13 protein-coding genes are annotated in these 15,736 nt (G+C 36.7%); 7 read left to right on the forward strand and 6 right to left on the reverse strand.

Annotated features, from left to right (window positions below; all coding sequences use genetic code 11):
• Nucleotides 1-2: 2 nt before the first annotated feature.
• Together QWY86_RS16765 and QWY86_RS16770 are read left to right on the forward strand one after the other, a co-directional pair.
• A complete protein-coding gene (locus QWY86_RS16765; RefSeq protein WP_290243693.1) occupies nt 3-1,247 on the forward strand; it encodes a competence/damage-inducible protein A in 1,245 nt (414 codons plus the stop codon).
• Between the two features lie 56 nt (nt 1,248-1,303).
• Nucleotides 1,304-2,641 (forward strand): dihydrolipoamide acetyltransferase family protein, encoded by a 1,338-nt coding sequence (locus tag QWY86_RS16770; protein ID WP_290243695.1) that lies wholly within the window; start codon nt 1,304-1,306, stop codon nt 2,639-2,641.
• Nucleotides 2,642-2,839: 198 nt separating this feature from the next.
• Here QWY86_RS16770 and QWY86_RS16775 read toward each other — a convergent pair whose 3' ends face one another.
• From QWY86_RS16775 to QWY86_RS16785, 3 genes are all read right to left on the reverse strand, one after another.
• A complete protein-coding gene (locus QWY86_RS16775) occupies nt 2,840-3,685 on the reverse strand; it encodes an SDR family oxidoreductase (protein ID WP_290243697.1) in 846 nt (281 codons plus the stop codon).
• 115 nt (nt 3,686-3,800) lie between these two features.
• The gene (locus tag QWY86_RS16780) at nt 3,801-4,634 is read right to left on the reverse strand and encodes an SDR family NAD(P)-dependent oxidoreductase (RefSeq protein WP_290243699.1); all 834 of its coding nucleotides are present in this window, start codon (nt 4,632-4,634) and stop codon (nt 3,801-3,803) included.
• Between the two features lie 82 nt (nt 4,635-4,716).
• A complete protein-coding gene (locus QWY86_RS16785; RefSeq protein WP_290243701.1) occupies nt 4,717-5,628 on the reverse strand; it encodes a helix-turn-helix domain-containing protein in 912 nt (303 codons plus the stop codon).
• 182 nt (nt 5,629-5,810) lie between these two features.
• Between QWY86_RS16785 and fabF the strand changes: the two genes are divergently transcribed.
• Nucleotides 5,811-7,061, forward strand: coding sequence for a beta-ketoacyl-ACP synthase II (fabF, locus tag QWY86_RS16790; RefSeq protein ID WP_290243702.1), 1,251 nt, complete (start codon nt 5,811-5,813; stop codon nt 7,059-7,061).
• Nucleotide 7,062: 1 nt separating this feature from the next.
• Here fabF and QWY86_RS16795 read toward each other — a convergent pair whose 3' ends face one another.
• On the reverse strand, nt 7,063-7,713 hold the full coding sequence (locus QWY86_RS16795) for a YceH family protein (protein ID WP_290243704.1): 651 nt from the start codon (nt 7,711-7,713) through the stop codon (nt 7,063-7,065).
• A gap of 365 nt (nt 7,714-8,078) precedes the next feature.
• On the opposite strand from QWY86_RS16795, the gene QWY86_RS16800 reads away from it, so the two are divergent.
• From QWY86_RS16800 to QWY86_RS16815, 4 genes are all read left to right on the forward strand, one after another.
• Nucleotides 8,079-8,702 carry a (2Fe-2S)-binding protein gene (locus QWY86_RS16800; RefSeq protein ID WP_290243705.1) on the forward strand — a complete coding sequence of 208 codons (624 nt, stop codon included), beginning with the start codon at nt 8,079-8,081 and terminating at the stop codon, nt 8,700-8,702.
• Nucleotides 8,699-9,682, forward strand: coding sequence for an FAD binding domain-containing protein (locus QWY86_RS16805; RefSeq protein ID WP_290243706.1), 984 nt, complete (start codon nt 8,699-8,701; stop codon nt 9,680-9,682). Before QWY86_RS16800 ends, QWY86_RS16805 begins: the two co-directional genes overlap by 4 nt.
• The gene (locus QWY86_RS16810; protein ID WP_290243708.1) at nt 9,682-11,814 is read left to right on the forward strand and encodes a xanthine dehydrogenase family protein molybdopterin-binding subunit; all 2,133 of its coding nucleotides are present in this window, start codon (nt 9,682-9,684) and stop codon (nt 11,812-11,814) included. Before QWY86_RS16805 ends, QWY86_RS16810 begins: the two co-directional genes overlap by 1 nt.
• Before the next feature lie 71 nt (nt 11,815-11,885).
• Complete coding sequence (locus tag QWY86_RS16815; protein WP_290243710.1) at nt 11,886-12,932, forward strand: NAD(P)-dependent alcohol dehydrogenase; 1,047 nt, start codon at nt 11,886-11,888, stop codon at nt 12,930-12,932.
• Nucleotides 12,933-13,337: 405 nt separating this feature from the next.
• Here the strand turns inward: QWY86_RS16815 and QWY86_RS16820 are convergent, their stop codons facing one another.
• Both QWY86_RS16820 and QWY86_RS16825 read right to left on the reverse strand, forming a co-directional pair.
• A complete protein-coding gene (locus QWY86_RS16820; protein ID WP_290243712.1) occupies nt 13,338-14,951 on the reverse strand; it encodes a S8 family peptidase in 1,614 nt (537 codons plus the stop codon).
• Between the two features lie 152 nt (nt 14,952-15,103).
• Nucleotides 15,104-15,700, reverse strand: coding sequence for a DUF4142 domain-containing protein (locus tag QWY86_RS16825; RefSeq protein ID WP_290243714.1), 597 nt, complete (start codon nt 15,698-15,700; stop codon nt 15,104-15,106).
• Nucleotides 15,701-15,736 lie beyond the last annotated feature (36 nt).

Raw genomic sequence — 15,736 nt, forward strand, 5'->3', positions numbered from 1 at the left:
TTATGTTAGCAGAAATTATTACCATTGGCGATGAAATTCTAATCGGTCAGATTGTTGATACCAACTCTGCCTGGATGGCAAAGCAGCTGAATTTAATTGGCGTTTCTGTAAAACAAATTACTTCAGTTTCTGATGATGAACAACATATTTTATCTGCTTTAGCTGATGCTGAAAAACGAGCCGATATTATTTTAATAACAGGTGGTTTGGGGCCAACCAAAGATGATATTACAAAGAAAACTTTGGCCAAATATTTTGGAATGGGTTTTCGTAGAGATGATGGAGCTTTGGAAATGGTTGCTTCAATCTTTAAAAAATATAATCGTCCATTGTTAGATGTTAATATTCAGCAAGCGGATGTTCCAGATGGTTGCGAAGTTATTGTGAACCGAAACGGAACCGCACCTTGCATGTGGTTTGAGCAGAATAATAAAATTTTTGTTTCGATGCCGGGTGTTCCTTACGAGATGATGTATTTAATGGATGATGAGATTTTACCGAGGATTAAATCGAGATTTAGTCTGCCATTCATAGTTCATAAAACTATATTAACCGCAAATATTGGCGAATCGTTTTTGGCTCAGGAAATAGAAACTATTGAAGACAGCTTACCAGCTCACATCAAGTTGGCTTATTTGCCAAAACTTGGCCAAGTTCGCTTGCGCCTATCCGCCAAAGGCGAAAATGAAATTACTTTAAAAAACGAAGTAGAAACATACGCTCAACAGATTATTGCAAAGGTTAAAAAGTTTGTTGTTATTGATGAAGATATTCCTCTTGAGAAAGCTATTCTGAATATAATGAAAAAGCGTGGCTTGACTTTATCTACAGCAGAAAGTTGTACTGGTGGTTACATAGCGCATTTAATTACGCAACATCCGGGTTGTTCTTCTGTTTATTGGGGCGGGGCAGTAGCTTACGCTTACGAACTCAAAGAATCTATTTTGGGTGTAAAAGAAAATACACTAACAAGTTTTGGTGCAGTTAGCGAAGAAACCGTTACTGAAATGTCTGAAGGTGCAATCAAGCATTTTAAAACAGATTATTCCATTGCTGTAAGTGGAATTGCTGGTCCGGATGGCGGTACAGAAGATAAACCAGTTGGAACGGTTTGGATTTCTATTTCATCGAAACACAAAACAGTAGCTAAAGTGTTTAATTTCAGTAATAAACGCGTTCAAAACATAGAACGTTCTGGAGCTTCGGCGTTAGCAATGTTATTAAATCTATTAAGAGAAGACGAGTAGAACAAATAAAAACTGTATTTTTGTCGCAATACCAATATAATATACTGTAATTTAATATGGCTCAATACGAATTATTGTTACCAAAAATGGGTGAGAGTGTTGCGGAAGCAACCGTGATTAAATGGGTAAAACAACCAGGTGATGCTATTGATTTAGATGATACCATTCTTGAAATAGCTACCGATAAGGTAGATTCTGAAGTGCCGTCGCCAGTTGCTGGTAAGTTGGTAAAACAATTATTTAAAGAGGATGAAGTTGCGCAGGTTGGTGATGTGATTGCAATTATCGAAACTGAGGGCGAAAATGAAGCTAAAAAAGACGAAACTCCAATTTCTGCTCCTTTTGTAGAGGAAAAACCGGAAACTATTCCTGGTTTAGAACAGCTACCAGAGGAAAAGGTGGCGGTCCAAGTTAATTCATCTTCATCAGATCGTTTTTATTCTCCATTAGTAAAAAGTATTGCATCGCAAGAAAATATATCGACAACTGAATTAGATTCTATCAAAGGTTCTGGCGCAGATGGCCGCTTAAATAAAGACGATTTATTAAATTATATAGCTAATAAAAAAGGTGATGTGCCAGTTTCTGTAACTAAACCTCAGGCTGAAGCTATAGTAAACAAGCCAGCTGCAACTCATGAAGTTTCATCTGTAACAAATAAACCATCTACAACATCAGTTTCTGGTAGCGATGAAATTATTGAGATGGATAGAATGCGTAAACTTATTGCCGACCATATGGTAATGAGTAAAAGTACCTCTCCACATGTTACCTCATTTGTTGAAGCCGATGTTACTAATTTGGTTTTATGGCGCAACAAAGTGAAAAATAGCTTCGAAAAGCGTGAGAGTGAAAAAATAACATTCACGCCAATTTTTGTTGAAGCTGTTGCAAAAGCAATTAAAGATTTTCCGATGATTAATGTTTCAGTTAATGGAACGCAAATCATCAAGAAAAATAATATTAATATTGGTATGGCGGCTGCTTTACCAAGTGGTAATTTAATTGTTCCGGTAATTAGAAATGCGGACCAATTAAACTTAGTTGGTTTAACCAAAGCTGTTAACGATTTAGCTTTAAGAGCAAGAAACTCAAAATTAAAACCAGATGAAACACAAGGCGGAACTTTTACACTTACAAATGTTGGTTCTTTTGGTAATGTGATGGGTACGCCAATTATTAATCAGCCACAGGTAGCTATCTTGGCAGTTGGTGCAATTAAAAAGAAACCAGCGGTTTTAGAAACCGAACATGGTGATGTAATCGCTATTCGCCACATGATGTTCCTTTCACTTTCCTATGATCATAGAGTTGTTGATGGATCGTTGGGTGGAATGTTTGTTCGAAGAGTTGCCGATTATTTAGAAAACTGGGATTTTAACAGGGAGATTTAAGCCGAAGAGTACTTTATCAAACTCAAAATAAATTATCTTATAAAATTTATTTCTAATTGGTTTTATATTGATACCGAATTATCCCTTGTTCAAACTGAAGGTTATTAATAGGTTAAAGCCAAAAACAATTGGTAGAAGCATAAAATAAAAAAAGGGATAATTTCTATCCCTTTTTAAGTCAAATTGTTGTTGAGAAATTTAAGCTTCATCGAAATTTGTTGCTGTTGCTAACGCTTTCCAATCACTCATATCTTTCTGCACATCTGCAATTTTTGCACCGGCAACTGCATAAGCATCCGGACCTAAGAAAAGGTGTAAAGGCGCATTTTCGCTTTCAGCAGCAGCAATAATCACATCACATCCTTTAGCGGGGTCGCCGGGTTGTTGATTGTTAATATCATTTTGATGTGCTGCCTGCGAATCTCTAACTTCTTTGTAAGCATCAATCGGATTTGATGGTACAGCCAAAGAATTGGCAGTTAAAAATTCAGTCCTAAAATAACCAGGTTCTACAACTGTTGCTTTTATACCTAAAGATTTTACTTCTGCAGCTAAAGATTCTGTAAAACCAGAAACTGCAAATTTAGTAGCACAGTAAATTCCGAAGCCTGGAAAATTACCAGAAAAACCTCCGATTGAAGATATATTAAAAATATGTCCAGATCCTTGTTTTCTCATTTGTGGCAATGCTTTTCTAATTACATTTAACGAACCGAAAACATTTACATCAAAATTTGCTCTGGCCTCTCTATCGCTTAATTCTTCCAAAGCTCCAAGCATTCCATAACCTGCATTATTCACCAAAACATCTAACTGTCCAAATTTTGTAATTGTTTGGCTTATCGCATCTTCAACATTGGTTTCGTTTAGCAAATCCATCGAAATAGGGAGGAAGCTCTCATGATTTCCAACCGCTTTTTCTAGGTCTGAAATAGTTCTGGAAGTTGCGGCAACACGATTTCCATTGTTTAATAATTTTTTAACTAATGTTAGTCCCAGACCTTTTGAAGCGCCTGTTACAAACCATACTTTTTTGTTTTCCATGATTTTTATTTTTTAAATAGAATATTGAGCTCTTTTCGTCATTGCGAGGTACGACGCAATCTCTTTTTTTTATGTTTATCAAAACATCGTACAAATTCTGTCTCGCATTAATACTTTAGTAATCTGTAGATATCGTTATTGCTTTCCAATCTCGAAATTCTTTTTCTAACGATTCTATTTTAGTATTCGCCCTTGTAAAAGCATCGTTTCCTAGCAGTAAATGGATTGGAGGGTTTGGCATAGCCACTAAAGAAATCATAGCAGCTGCAGCTTTTTCCGGGTCGCCAATTTGCTGGCCATCCATTTTTAAATATCTCTGGTGTACAGCTCGAACATCTTCATATTCTGCAATTGGATTTTCTGCTAATATTAAAGATTCTGGCGTAAGAAAACTTGTTCTGAAAGCACCTGGAGAAATAACAGTAACCTTAATACCGAAAGCTTTAACATCTTCAGCTAATACTTCTGACAATGCAATTACTGCTGCTTTTGTTGCGGAATAGACCGCCCAGCCAATTGCACCAGATATACCAGCAATGGATGCGATATTTATGATATGACCAGATTGTTGTTTCCTTAAATGTGGCATTACTTTCCTAATCACATTTAAAGTACCGAAAACATTTACGTCAAAACTGTTTCTTGTTTCTAAATCGGTTAATTCTTCTATGCTGCCACCAATTCCGTAGCCTGCATTATTTATAATCACATCAATTTTTCCAAATTGAGAAATTGTGGCATTGATGGCTTGCTCCACATTAAGTTCATCACTTAAGTTTACCGCTAATGGAAGAAATTTTTCAGAATTTGAATTTACGGCGGCGGCTAATTCATTAACATTTCTGGACGTAGCCGCAACGTACTGTCCAGATTTTAATAGTTGCTTTACTAAACTTAGTCCTAATCCTTTCGAAGCACCAGTTACAAACCAAACTTTTTTAAGTCCCATAATTTTATCCTTTTTGTTAAGACAAAATTACTCTGGAAATTAAAGTTAAGTATTACGCAAATCAAACTGATGATTACGAAATTCAAACAATTCTGTAAGATGTTGGTGTATGGTTGGTTAATTTTTTAAAAAAGTTATTAAAGTGCGTTGGCTCTTCAAAACCCAAGCAATAGCCAATTTCAGCTATATTCCAATCTGTATGTTTTAATAAAGCTTTTGCTTCGCTTAATAAACGTTCAGTAATATAATGCGTGGTGGTTTTTCCTGTAGTTTCTTTAATTGCTCTGTTTAAATGATTTACATGAACCGAAAGTTGCGAAGCATAATCTTTAGCCGAACGCATAGTAAACCTTTGAGATGTAGTTTCTATTGGAAATTGGCGTTCTAGTAATTCAGTGAAAACTGATGTAATTCTGCTGTTCGCGTCGGTATGTTTAAATAAAGTTTCTGATGGTTGAGTTTTTAAAGCAAAGTGCGTTATCTCCGTTATGTAGTTTCTAAGCAAATCGTATTTATAAATATAGTCAGTATTTATTTCTTCAAACATTTTTGTAAATATCGATGAGACGATAGCATCCTGCTTATCATCAAGTATATAAGCAGGCTTTCCTCCAGCAATAAACATTGGCAAATCACCAATGTTACCACGAATTTTTTCTTTGAAAAATGCTTCAGTAAAAATACAGAAGAAACCAGTTACATCGCTTTTATTCCCGCTAGCCAATTCCCATGTATATGGAACCAAAGGATTAAAGAACATCAATGCGGTGCCATTAATTTCTATGCTTTTATCGGCGTAATGATAAATATTATGGCCACGATTTAATGCAATTTTATAGAAATCCCTACGATTATAACTCATCTGCTTGTTATCATCGCGTAAGCAATCTTCTAATTTAAAAACATTAAAATGACCCACGCCATTTTGTAAGTTTTCTGGTAAAAAACTAAACTTGTTTTGATAAAATTCTTCCAATGTTTCCGTTGTACTCATAAATCAAAGTTACAAAATTCAAACTTAATTGAAAGTACATTATTTTTTTCTGGTGATGACTATCTAGCTAAGATTTGCCATTCGTATGGCAATTCTTACAATCAGAATTATCACCTTTGCCCCGATAAGTGGCAATGGTGTTAATTAAACATCCTGCTGCAAAAGAAATTAAACTAATTAAAATGAAACGAGTAGTTATAACGGGTTTAGGTGCAATAACACCATTGGGAAACACAGTAGGAACCTTTTGGAAAAATATTTTAGCTGGTAAAAGTGGCGTTGGGCCAATTACAAAATTCGATACCAGTAAGTTTAAAACACAATTCGCTGCCGAGGTTAAAGATTTTAATGCGGAAGCTTTTATCGAAAAGAAAGAAATTAAAAAATACGATTTATTTACACAATACGCAATCGTTTCAACCGACCAAGCAATTATTGATGCCGGCTTAGATTTTACAAAATTTACAGATGATGAACTTGCTGAAGTTGGAGTAATTTGGGCAACAGGAAATGGCGGTATTTCAACCTTTGAACAACAATTAGCGGAGTTTCACCAAGGCGATAAAACACCAAGGTTTAATCCTTATTTTATTCCGAAAATGATTGTAGACATAGCAGCTGGAGTTGTTTCAATTCGCCATAAATTACGTGGACCAAACTACTGCACGGTTTCGGCTTGTGCATCTTCAAATACTGCAATTATTAGTGCTTTTGATACGATTCGTTTAGGTAAGGCAAATATTATGGTTGCTGGTGGCTCCGAAGCTGCCATTACAGAAGCATCGGTTGGCGGTTTTAATGCGGCTCAGGCATTATCTAAACGAAATGATAGTCCTGAAACAGCTTCGAGACCTTTTGACGAAACACGCGATGGTTTTGTAATGGGCGAGGGCGCAGGTGCTTTGATTTTAGAAGAATTAGAACATGCCTTAAATCGTGGTGCAAATATTTATGCTGAAATTGTTGGCGGTGGCATGGCCGGAGATGCTTATCACTTAACTGGAACACCTCCAGATGGAATTGGCGCTACTTTAGGCATGAAAAAAGCATTAAATGATGCGAATATTTCTGCTGAGAAAATAGATTATATTAATGCACACGCCACTTCTACGGGTTTAGGTGATATTAGCGAACTGGTTGCCGTTAAGAATGTTTTTGGTGATTTACCAGTCGTTGTTGGTGCTTCAAAATCTATGACAGGACATTTGCTTGGTGCCGCTGGTGCTGTAGAAAGTTTAATCAGTATTTTGGCTATTCGCGACGGTATTATTCCACCAACTATCAATACAGAAAAATTGGATGAAAAGATTCCACAAGGTTTAAATATTATTTTAGGAACGCCGATTAAAAAAGAAATCAACTATGTTTTAAATAACACCTTTGGTTTTGGTGGACACGTAGCCAGTACTATTTTCAAGAAATACGAAGTGTAGTTTATTTATCCATTAAAAGATTTACAAGCTCTTTTAAATCTTCCACTTCTTGTTCGAGCTTTAATATGCGATTTTCCAACTCTTCATTGGGTTGGAAAATTGTTGTTTGTGGCATATGTTGTTCAATCTCCTGAACCTCCGCTTGTTCGCCCAATAAATGAATAAATCGAGCTTCTTTTTGCCCAGGTTTTTTAGGTTGTAATTTTACAAATGGCGGTTGTTCCTCGGAGAGTTTTTGTAATTGTTCCAGAATTTCTTCAATGCTATCAAATTCATAAAGTCTGCCAGAGTTGCTATTGATTTCGCCAGGGGTTAATGCGCCACGCAAAAGCAATAAACATAATATCGAAAGTTCTGATGGAACTAAAGGATAAACAATTCCGAGGTTATGTTTATATTTAATTACCCTACTTGAGCCACCTGTAGCAGTTGAGATTAAGCCTTTTACTTTTAGTGAATTAAGCGTCAGCGTAACTATTTCTTCATCATAATTTACCACCGGATTTCTAGAGCTTTTTTGGTTGCAGGCAGCTGTCAAACTATTCAAAGTCATTGGGTAATAATCTGGCGTGGTTCTGCTTTTTTCAATTAAAGAACCTAAAACACGTTGTTCTTCTGCTGATAAATCGGGTAGTGGTTTAATATCTTCCATTTGCTAAAAATAGAAATTGACTTCACATTTTCGAAATTATTTTATTTAATCCTCAAGCCGTCATTTCGATTGGAGCACAGCGGAATACAGACCACGAGAAAGTAAAATCTTTATATCTGCTTTAAAAGATTTCTCCACTACGGTCGAAATGACGGTTAGCGCATTTCTCTTATTCTTTATGCTAAACCAAATCGTCATCCCCCACGCAGGTGGGAATCTTAAAGCAAAAAAATTTAGGATGATTAAGTAAACTCAAACAGGACGGCCTAAATCTTTCTTATTAGAATTATTCTAAATTTCTGAATCAACCTATTTTACGGTTTAGATTTACGAACTTTAAAGAACAACATCACAAAACATATTTTATGCATTCATCTGATAAGGAATCAAATCAGGGCGACACCAGACGAGATTTTCTCAAGAAATCGTCCCTATTTACAGCAATCGCTCTAACACCATCTATCGCTGTAAAAGCAGCAGAAAACCAGGCGGATGAACGTTTCGCAGCGTTATTTGAAAAAATTCCCCTCAACCTAACCGTAAATAATAAGGTCTATAAAGCATCTGTTGAGCCAAGAGTTACGCTCTTAGATTATTTAAGGGAAGAACTTCATTTAACTGGCACAAAAAAAGGTTGCGACCATGGTCAATGTGGAGCTTGCACCGTTCATGTTAATGGCGAACGAGTAAATTCTTGTTTGAGTTTGGCAGTAATGAATGAGGGTAAAAAAATAACTACAATAGAAGGTTTGGCAAATGGTGAAGAATTGCATCCAATGCAAGCTGCATTTATAAAACACGATGGTTTTCAATGTGGCTATTGTACGCCTGGTCAAATTATGTCGGCTGTGGCTTGTGTTAAAGAAGGGCACACAAAATCTAGGGCAGAAATTAGCGAATATATGAGCGGAAATATTTGTAGATGTGGTGCTTATCCTAACATAGTTGATGCCATTGTTGAAGTATCGAAAGGAGGAAGCAAAGCATGATCAACTTCCAATACTTAAGAACTACATCAACAAAATCTGCTTTGGCTTTACTGCTAAAGGATAAGAATTCAAAGTTCCTTGCCGGAGGTACAAACCTTATCGATTTAATGAAAAGAGGCGTTACTGCTCCAGAAAAATTAATCGACATTAACCATGTTCCGCTAAAACAGATTGAGCTTGTTGGCAATAAAATTATAATTGGTGCATTAGCTTCAAATACGGCGGTTGCCGAAAATCAACTCCTTAAGGAAAAACTACCTTTGTTAGCAATGGCACTAAATGCCGGAGCATCGGCACAATTAAGAAATGTAGCTACAGTTGGCGGTAACATGATGCAAAGAACGCGTTGTGGCTATTTTTATGATACCGAAATGCCTTGCAACAAACGTCAACCAGGTTCTGGTTGTGGTGCAGTTGGAGGTTTCAATAGGATGCATGCAATTTTCGGAACCTCAGATAAATGCATTGCTGTTCATCCGAGTGATATGTGTGTAGCATTAGTGGCTTTGGACGCTACTGTAGTAATTGCCAGTGCAAAAAGTGAGCGCAAAATTTTATTTAAAGATTTTCATCGCCTTGCGGGAGATACACCGCAGTTTGACAATAACTTAAAAGCTGATGAAATGATTATCCGTTTGGAAATACCGACTAATAATCTTTCGAAAAATTCAAATTATTTAAAGGTAAGAGATAGAGCATCTTATGCATTTGCATTGGTTTCTGTTGCCGCTGCTATGGAAATTGCCGATGGCAAAATCGTTGATATTAGATTAGCGATGGGTGGAGTTGCACATAAACCTTGGCGTTTAACGGAAGCAGAAGCTTTCTTGAAAGGTAAAAGTGCTACTTTGGAAAACTTTGAACAGGCTGCTAAGTTAGCTATGAAAGGTGCTAAAGGCTTTGGAGAGAATGATTTCAAGCTTCAAATGGCACCAAACACAATTATTGAAGCTTTAACTGTTGCAAAATCTAAAGCATAATGATGGAAAATATATTAATTAACGATGAGAATGACCGCGTAGATGGGGTTTTTAAAGTTACCGGAAAAGCTAAATATTTTGCAGAATATGAACTACCTGGATTAACTTATGGCGTTTTAGTAACTAGTACGATAACAAAAGGAAAGATTACATCATTAGATACAAAAGCTGCTGAAAAAGCACCAGGCGTAATTTCAATTGTTTCACATTTGAATAAACCGTCTGCACCAGCTTACGAGCAAGAAGGTGGTTCGCCGATGAAGATTTTTTACACTGATAAAGTTTTCTTCAATGGACAGCCAATTGCCATCGTTGTTGCAAATACTTTTGAAAGGGCTACATATGCGGCATCATTGGTGAAGGTTACATATACAAAGGAAGAATTTAACACAGACTTTGAAAAAGCGATAAAGGATGCAAAAGCTAAGAAACTACAAGGACAGCCAGATTATAAACGTGGGGTAGAAAATGCTTACAAAACTGCCGAAGTTCAAATCGAGGCTAAATACCATATTCCAATAGAAACCCATAATCCTATGGAACTACATGGAATTATTGCAGATTGGCGACCTAATAATCAAGTTACTGTTTATGCGAAAACTCAAGGCGTTAAAGCAACACAAGGTACTATTTCCAATGTTTTTAAAATTCCAATAGAAAATATTCAGGTTAATTCTGAGTTTGTTGGAGGTGGTTTTGGAATGGCACTTAGAACATGGCCGCTGGAAATTGCTACGGTGATGGCTTCTAAACATATTGCCAAGCCCGTAAAACTGATGATTACCAGGATGCAAATGTTTACCATGGTTGGTAATCGCCCTGCGGCTGTACAAACGATAGGTTTAGGTGCAAATAAAGATGGAAAATTAACTGGCATTACACACAAAGCTTTTGGAGAAACTTCTGCTTATGAAAATTTTACAGAGGGTGTGGTAAATATGTCAAAGTTCATGTATCAATGCGATAATGTAAACACACAATACACAGTTGTTCCGGTTGATTTGGGCGTTCCAATTTGGATGCGTGGACCTGGTGAAGCAACTGGTGCTTTCGCATTAGAAAGTGCAATTGACGAAATGGCGCATGCTTTAAATATGGATCCGTTAGAATTCAGAATAAAAAACGACCCTGAAAGAGACCAGCAAAAAGATAAACCTTTTTCTGATAAAAACATTAAAGAAGCTTATCGAGTTGGCGCACAAAAAATAGGATGGAGCGAACGCAAAAATAAGCCGGGTAGTTTAGTTGATGGTCAATGGAAATCGGGCTTTGGTGTTAGTATTGGTGTTTTTAATGCAAATAGAGGTAGGGCAAGTGTTAAGGGGATTTTAAAGGCTGATGGAACCTTGGTTTTACAAAGTGCAACAAGCGATATCGGACCTGGAACCGGAACCGGAATGACCTTAATTGCCAGTAAATTAATGGGTATTCCTGCTGATAAAATTAAATTTGAATTGGGGGATTCTTCGCTTCCTCCAGCGCCAAGTCAAGGTGGTTCGGCAACGCTTTCTACTGTGGGTTCTGCCGTAAACGATGTTTGTGTTTCACTAAAATCTACTATTGCAGAGTTGGCTGCAAATTCAAATATGGATGCTACATCAAATTTTATTGATGTCCTAAAGAAAAATAATCTTCCATCTATTGAAGTAACCAAGCAAAGTCAGGCCGGAAAGGAGCGTGATGAGTATTCTATGTATTCGTTTTCCATCCACTTTGTAAAAGTTAAAGTGCATAGCTTAACTGGAGTAGTTAAAGTCGATAAAATTGTTTCTGTTGGCGATTCAGGAACTATTGTAAGTCCGAAAACGGCTCGTAGTCAAATGGTTGGTGGTGCAGTTGGTGGCGTTGGAATGGCACTAACCGAAGAGTCAATTATCGATCATCGTTACGGAAGATACATCAACAACAATTTTGCTGATTATCATGTTCCGGTTAATGCCGACATTCCTGAAATTGAGGTTCATTTTATTAATAAACCAGACCCACACATCAACCCAATGGGTGCAAAAGGAATGGGTGAAATTGCTTTAATTGGATTTTCTGCTGCTGTGGCTAATGCGGTTTTTAACGCAACAGGAAAGCGAATTAGAACATTGCCAATAACACCTGATAAGATTTTGGCAACTGCTTAAAAGCTGAAATGAATTCAGCATGACGAACGTTAATGACTAATACTATAGCTTTGAATTCAAATTAATAATATATGATAGCTGCAAAAGGATATGCTGTTCACAGCCAAACCGATAAACTGGCTCCATGGAGTTTCGAAAGAAGAAATGTTGGACCAAAAGATGTTTTAATTGAAATTTTATTCAGTGGAATTTGCCACTCTGATATTCACCAGGTACGTAGTGAATGGGGACCAGCTCGCTATCCTATGGTTCCTGGGCATGAAATCGTTGGTCGCATTACCGAGGTTGGCTCAGAAGTAACCAAGTTCAAAGTTGGTCAACTTGCTGGTATTGGCTGTATGGTTGATAGCTGCAAAGAATGCCCGACTTGTAAAGGCGGGCAAGAGCAGTTTTGTGAAAAAGGTGAAACCGTTTGGACTTATAACAGCCTGGAACGCGATAAAAAAACGCCAACTTACGGTGGCTATTCAAATAAAATTGTTTGTACCGAAGAGTTTGTTGTTAGCGTTTCAGAAAAATTGCCGCTTGAGGGTGTTGCGCCTTTGCTTTGTGCAGGTATAACTACATATTCGCCAATTAAAAGATGGGGCATTACCAAAGGACATAAAGTTGCCGTTTTAGGTTTAGGCGGTTTAGGCCACATGGCAGTTAAATTCGCCGTTGCTTTTGGCGCTGATGTTACGGTTTTGAGTACATCTCCCTCAAAAGAGCAAGACGCTAAGAAACTTGGTGCTCATCACTTTGTGATAACTAAAGACCCTGAAGAATTAAAGAAATATGCCAAACATTTCGATTTTATTATCGATTCAGTTTCTGCTCCGCATGAATATGAAATGTACTTTAAGTTATTAAACGTTAATGGTGTGCATATCTGTGTTGGCTTGCCTCCAGAACCGTTAAAATTCCCAGGTTCTGCATTAATGCATGGCAATAGGGTTTTAACTGCTTCTAGCATTGGTGGTATTGAAGAAACACAAGAAATGTTAGATTTCTGTGCCGAACACGATATCGTTTCAGAAGTTGAAGTAATTAATATTAATTACGTTAACGAAGCATACGAACGCGTTTTAGGCAGCGATGTAAAATATCGTTTTGTAATTGATATGGCAACGGTTTAAATTACATTATTTATGCTTAAGTCATTGCGAGGTACGAAGCAATCTAGCAAAAAAGATTGCTTCGTACCTCGTAATGACGTGCTATTTGTTGAAGGTCTTTTGGTTGTAATCTTGCTATAATTTGAAGCGCAAAGCATGTGCTACTTTGGGAACTTCAGTCCCGCCAATGCTGCAATCTTTTGGCAAAACTTACAAAGTCTGTGCTTGAAAATACTTGATAGAACTTCTAATCATGGTAAGCCAAAAGTATTTCCGCTTATGTCGTGGCTATTTAACAAAAGTCTTCTGCCTTGATTACGGTGCGAATATTAACGCATTAGCCTTTGATATAAATTCATTATAATTTACAACAAAAATGGCTTCCCGATAATCGGGAAGCCATTTCTAGTTAAGCATTTTGAGGTGTTACTTAGTAGCAGTTTTGCCTCCATAAGTAGCAGCCAGTTTTAGTGCATTGTATGTATTTACAATTCCACCGCTAACGCACAACTCAGAAAATGGAACTGAAACCATTTCTCCATCTTCATTCTCTCCTTTTTTGTAAGATACATTATGGTTAACCTTACTTACTGATTTCACAATAATTTCTTTAACCTGCGCAGCTGTTAACTTAGGATAATAAGAACGAATTAACCCCGCTAAGCCTGCCACAACAGGCGAAGCCATACTTGTGCCATTCTGGCTTTTATATTTAGAACCTGGTACAGAAGAATAAATATTTACACCTGGAGCAAAAACATCAACTTGTGTTTTACCAAAGTTAGAGAAACTTGCTTTTAAAGTTTCATCATCTTTTGGTCCGGAAGCACCAACTGTAATCCAAGATGCAATAGTCTTTTCATCTAAATCCTTATGGTTTGGGAAGTTGTTTTCGGTATCAATATCTTTATTTTCGTTACCAGCAGCCTGCACAATTAAAACATCTTTTGATGCTGCATATTTCATCGCATCATTTACAACTGCTTTGTTCCAGCTATATGCTTTACCAAAACTCATATTAATTACTTTTGCACCATTATCAACCGCATAACGAATTCCATTTGCAACATCTTTATCGCGTTCATCGCCGTTTGGCGTTACACGAACACCCATAATGGCTACATTATCTGCAACGCCCATTATGCCTAATTTATTGGTTCTGTCAGCTGCAATAATTCCTGCTACGTGTGTCCCGTGGCCCGCATCAGGACCTGTAACATCATTATTTCCGTAATTTTTTTCGGTATCGTTATTCTGATTATCACCAACAATACTTCTCGGGTCGTAACTTAAATTAAAGTTATACTCTATCTGTTCTGTATAATATTTTAAACCTTCAGTAATTTGAGCATCGTAAAATTCAGCAAATGTACTTTTCTTTAACTCATCTGTTAACACTTCCTGAATACGTGATTCTGGATTTGTAGATGGTTTGAAATTTGCGAAATCCTCTGCTGTAGGGTTTGCTTTACCTATTTTTTTTACAACATTATCTAAAGCATTTTTAAAACCATTTAAACCAGCAAGATTTTGGTTTGCTTCGCCAAGTTTTTGTTCTAAATCAGAGCGCAATACTTTAAATGCTTCATAATCTTTTTTGTCTTTTTCAGAAACATTTGCATCTGTAACATTTGCAAAACGAGCCTGATCACGACGAACCAGTCTTGTCAACTCTAAGGTTTCATGGTCAACAGAACCCTTTGCGCCACCAATAAAATTCCATCCGTGTATATCATCAACATAACCATTGTTATCATCATCTTTACCATTTCCGGCAGTTTCTTTCGGATTAACCCACATTATTCTTTTTAAATCCTCATGTACAGCTTCAACACCTCCATCATTTACGGCAACAATAACTTTTGTTGATTTTTTTCCTTTAAGAAGTTCTTTGTAAGCTTTCTCTGTACTTATTCCAAAAGTGGTATCCGTCTTTAAATCGAGATTTTGCCAGTTTGGCTTCTGTGCAAATGCAGCAAAAGGAAGTACGCTAACCAAGGCGATACTAAATATCGATTTGCAAATTTTATTCGTATTCATTAATGTATTTTTTGTATTAAACGGTAAAATATAAGTTTAATTTTCTGAATTGAGTAAAGTAGATAAAAATTCTATTTTATTCTGACGGAGTTTTAAAATAGAAAATCCTGCACTTTTATAAAGTGGCAGGATTTTTTAGCCTGGTATTGCTTTTATTTTATGTTCAAGGCAATTTCTTTTGCCTTGGCAGTGTGGGCCTCAATTGTACTCAATGTGTTCGTTGCCCAAACTTTCAATTCCGAATCTTTGTTCTGTTTGCCTTGTTCAAAAAGTTTTACAGTTTTTTCATGGTCGGTAACCATCATTTCAACATAATGCTTATCAAAAGCAGCACCTTTCATTTTCTTCATCGCATCTAAATGAATTTGCTCATCTGCTGGTAAACCATCAGGCGTAATAACCTTTTTCTTAACTGCCAATTCCTTTAATTCTTTATTGGCTTTAGTGTGATCTGTAAGCATCTGCTGCGCAAAATTTTTAATATCAGCATTATTTGAATTAGTTAGTGCAATTTTAGCTGCTTCAATTTCCATAATTCCACCCACCGCGGCCTTCCTTAAAAATGTTCCACCTTCTTCATCTAAACCTGTTGCTGTACTTTCAGCACCTGTGATATGTACACCATTAACCATAGTAGTATCACCAGCAACGCTATCTTTTGTTGTAGAAGATTTTTTATCTGCCGATTGGCAAGCCTGGAAAGTAATAGTTGTAGAAATTGCTATCGCAACAAAGAATATTTTTTTCATCTGTTATGTTTTTTTTTTAAATGAAAACAAGAAACA

The sequence above is a fragment of the Pedobacter aquatilis genome (assembly GCF_030409415.1).
GTDB classification, from domain to species: Bacteria; Bacteroidota; Bacteroidia; order Sphingobacteriales; family Sphingobacteriaceae; genus Pedobacter; species Pedobacter aquatilis.

Coding starts and splice junctions, on each gene's coding strand:
- QWY86_RS16765 (WP_290243693.1), top strand. CDS start 3: ATGTTAGCAGAAATTATTACCATTGGCGATGAAATTCTAATCGGTCAG.
- QWY86_RS16770 (WP_290243695.1), top strand. CDS start 1,304: ATGGCTCAATACGAATTATTGTTACCAAAAATGGGTGAGAGTGTTGCG.
- QWY86_RS16775 (WP_290243697.1), bottom strand. CDS start 3,685: ATGGAAAACAAAAAAGTATGGTTTGTAACAGGCGCTTCAAAAGGTCTG.
- QWY86_RS16780 (WP_290243699.1), bottom strand. CDS start 4,634: ATGGGACTTAAAAAAGTTTGGTTTGTAACTGGTGCTTCGAAAGGATTA.
- QWY86_RS16785 (WP_290243701.1), bottom strand. CDS start 5,628: ATGAGTACAACGGAAACATTGGAAGAATTTTATCAAAACAAGTTTAGT.
- fabF (WP_290243702.1), top strand. CDS start 5,811: ATGAAACGAGTAGTTATAACGGGTTTAGGTGCAATAACACCATTGGGA.
- QWY86_RS16795 (WP_290243704.1), bottom strand. CDS start 7,713: ATGGAAGATATTAAACCACTACCCGATTTATCAGCAGAAGAACAACGT.
- QWY86_RS16800 (WP_290243705.1), top strand. CDS start 8,079: ATGCATTCATCTGATAAGGAATCAAATCAGGGCGACACCAGACGAGAT.
- QWY86_RS16805 (WP_290243706.1), top strand. CDS start 8,699: ATGATCAACTTCCAATACTTAAGAACTACATCAACAAAATCTGCTTTG.
- QWY86_RS16810 (WP_290243708.1), top strand. CDS start 9,682: ATGATGGAAAATATATTAATTAACGATGAGAATGACCGCGTAGATGGG.
- QWY86_RS16815 (WP_290243710.1), top strand. CDS start 11,886: ATGATAGCTGCAAAAGGATATGCTGTTCACAGCCAAACCGATAAACTG.
- QWY86_RS16820 (WP_290243712.1), bottom strand. CDS start 14,951: ATGAATACGAATAAAATTTGCAAATCGATATTTAGTATCGCCTTGGTT.
- QWY86_RS16825 (WP_290243714.1), bottom strand. CDS start 15,700: ATGAAAAAAATATTCTTTGTTGCGATAGCAATTTCTACAACTATTACT.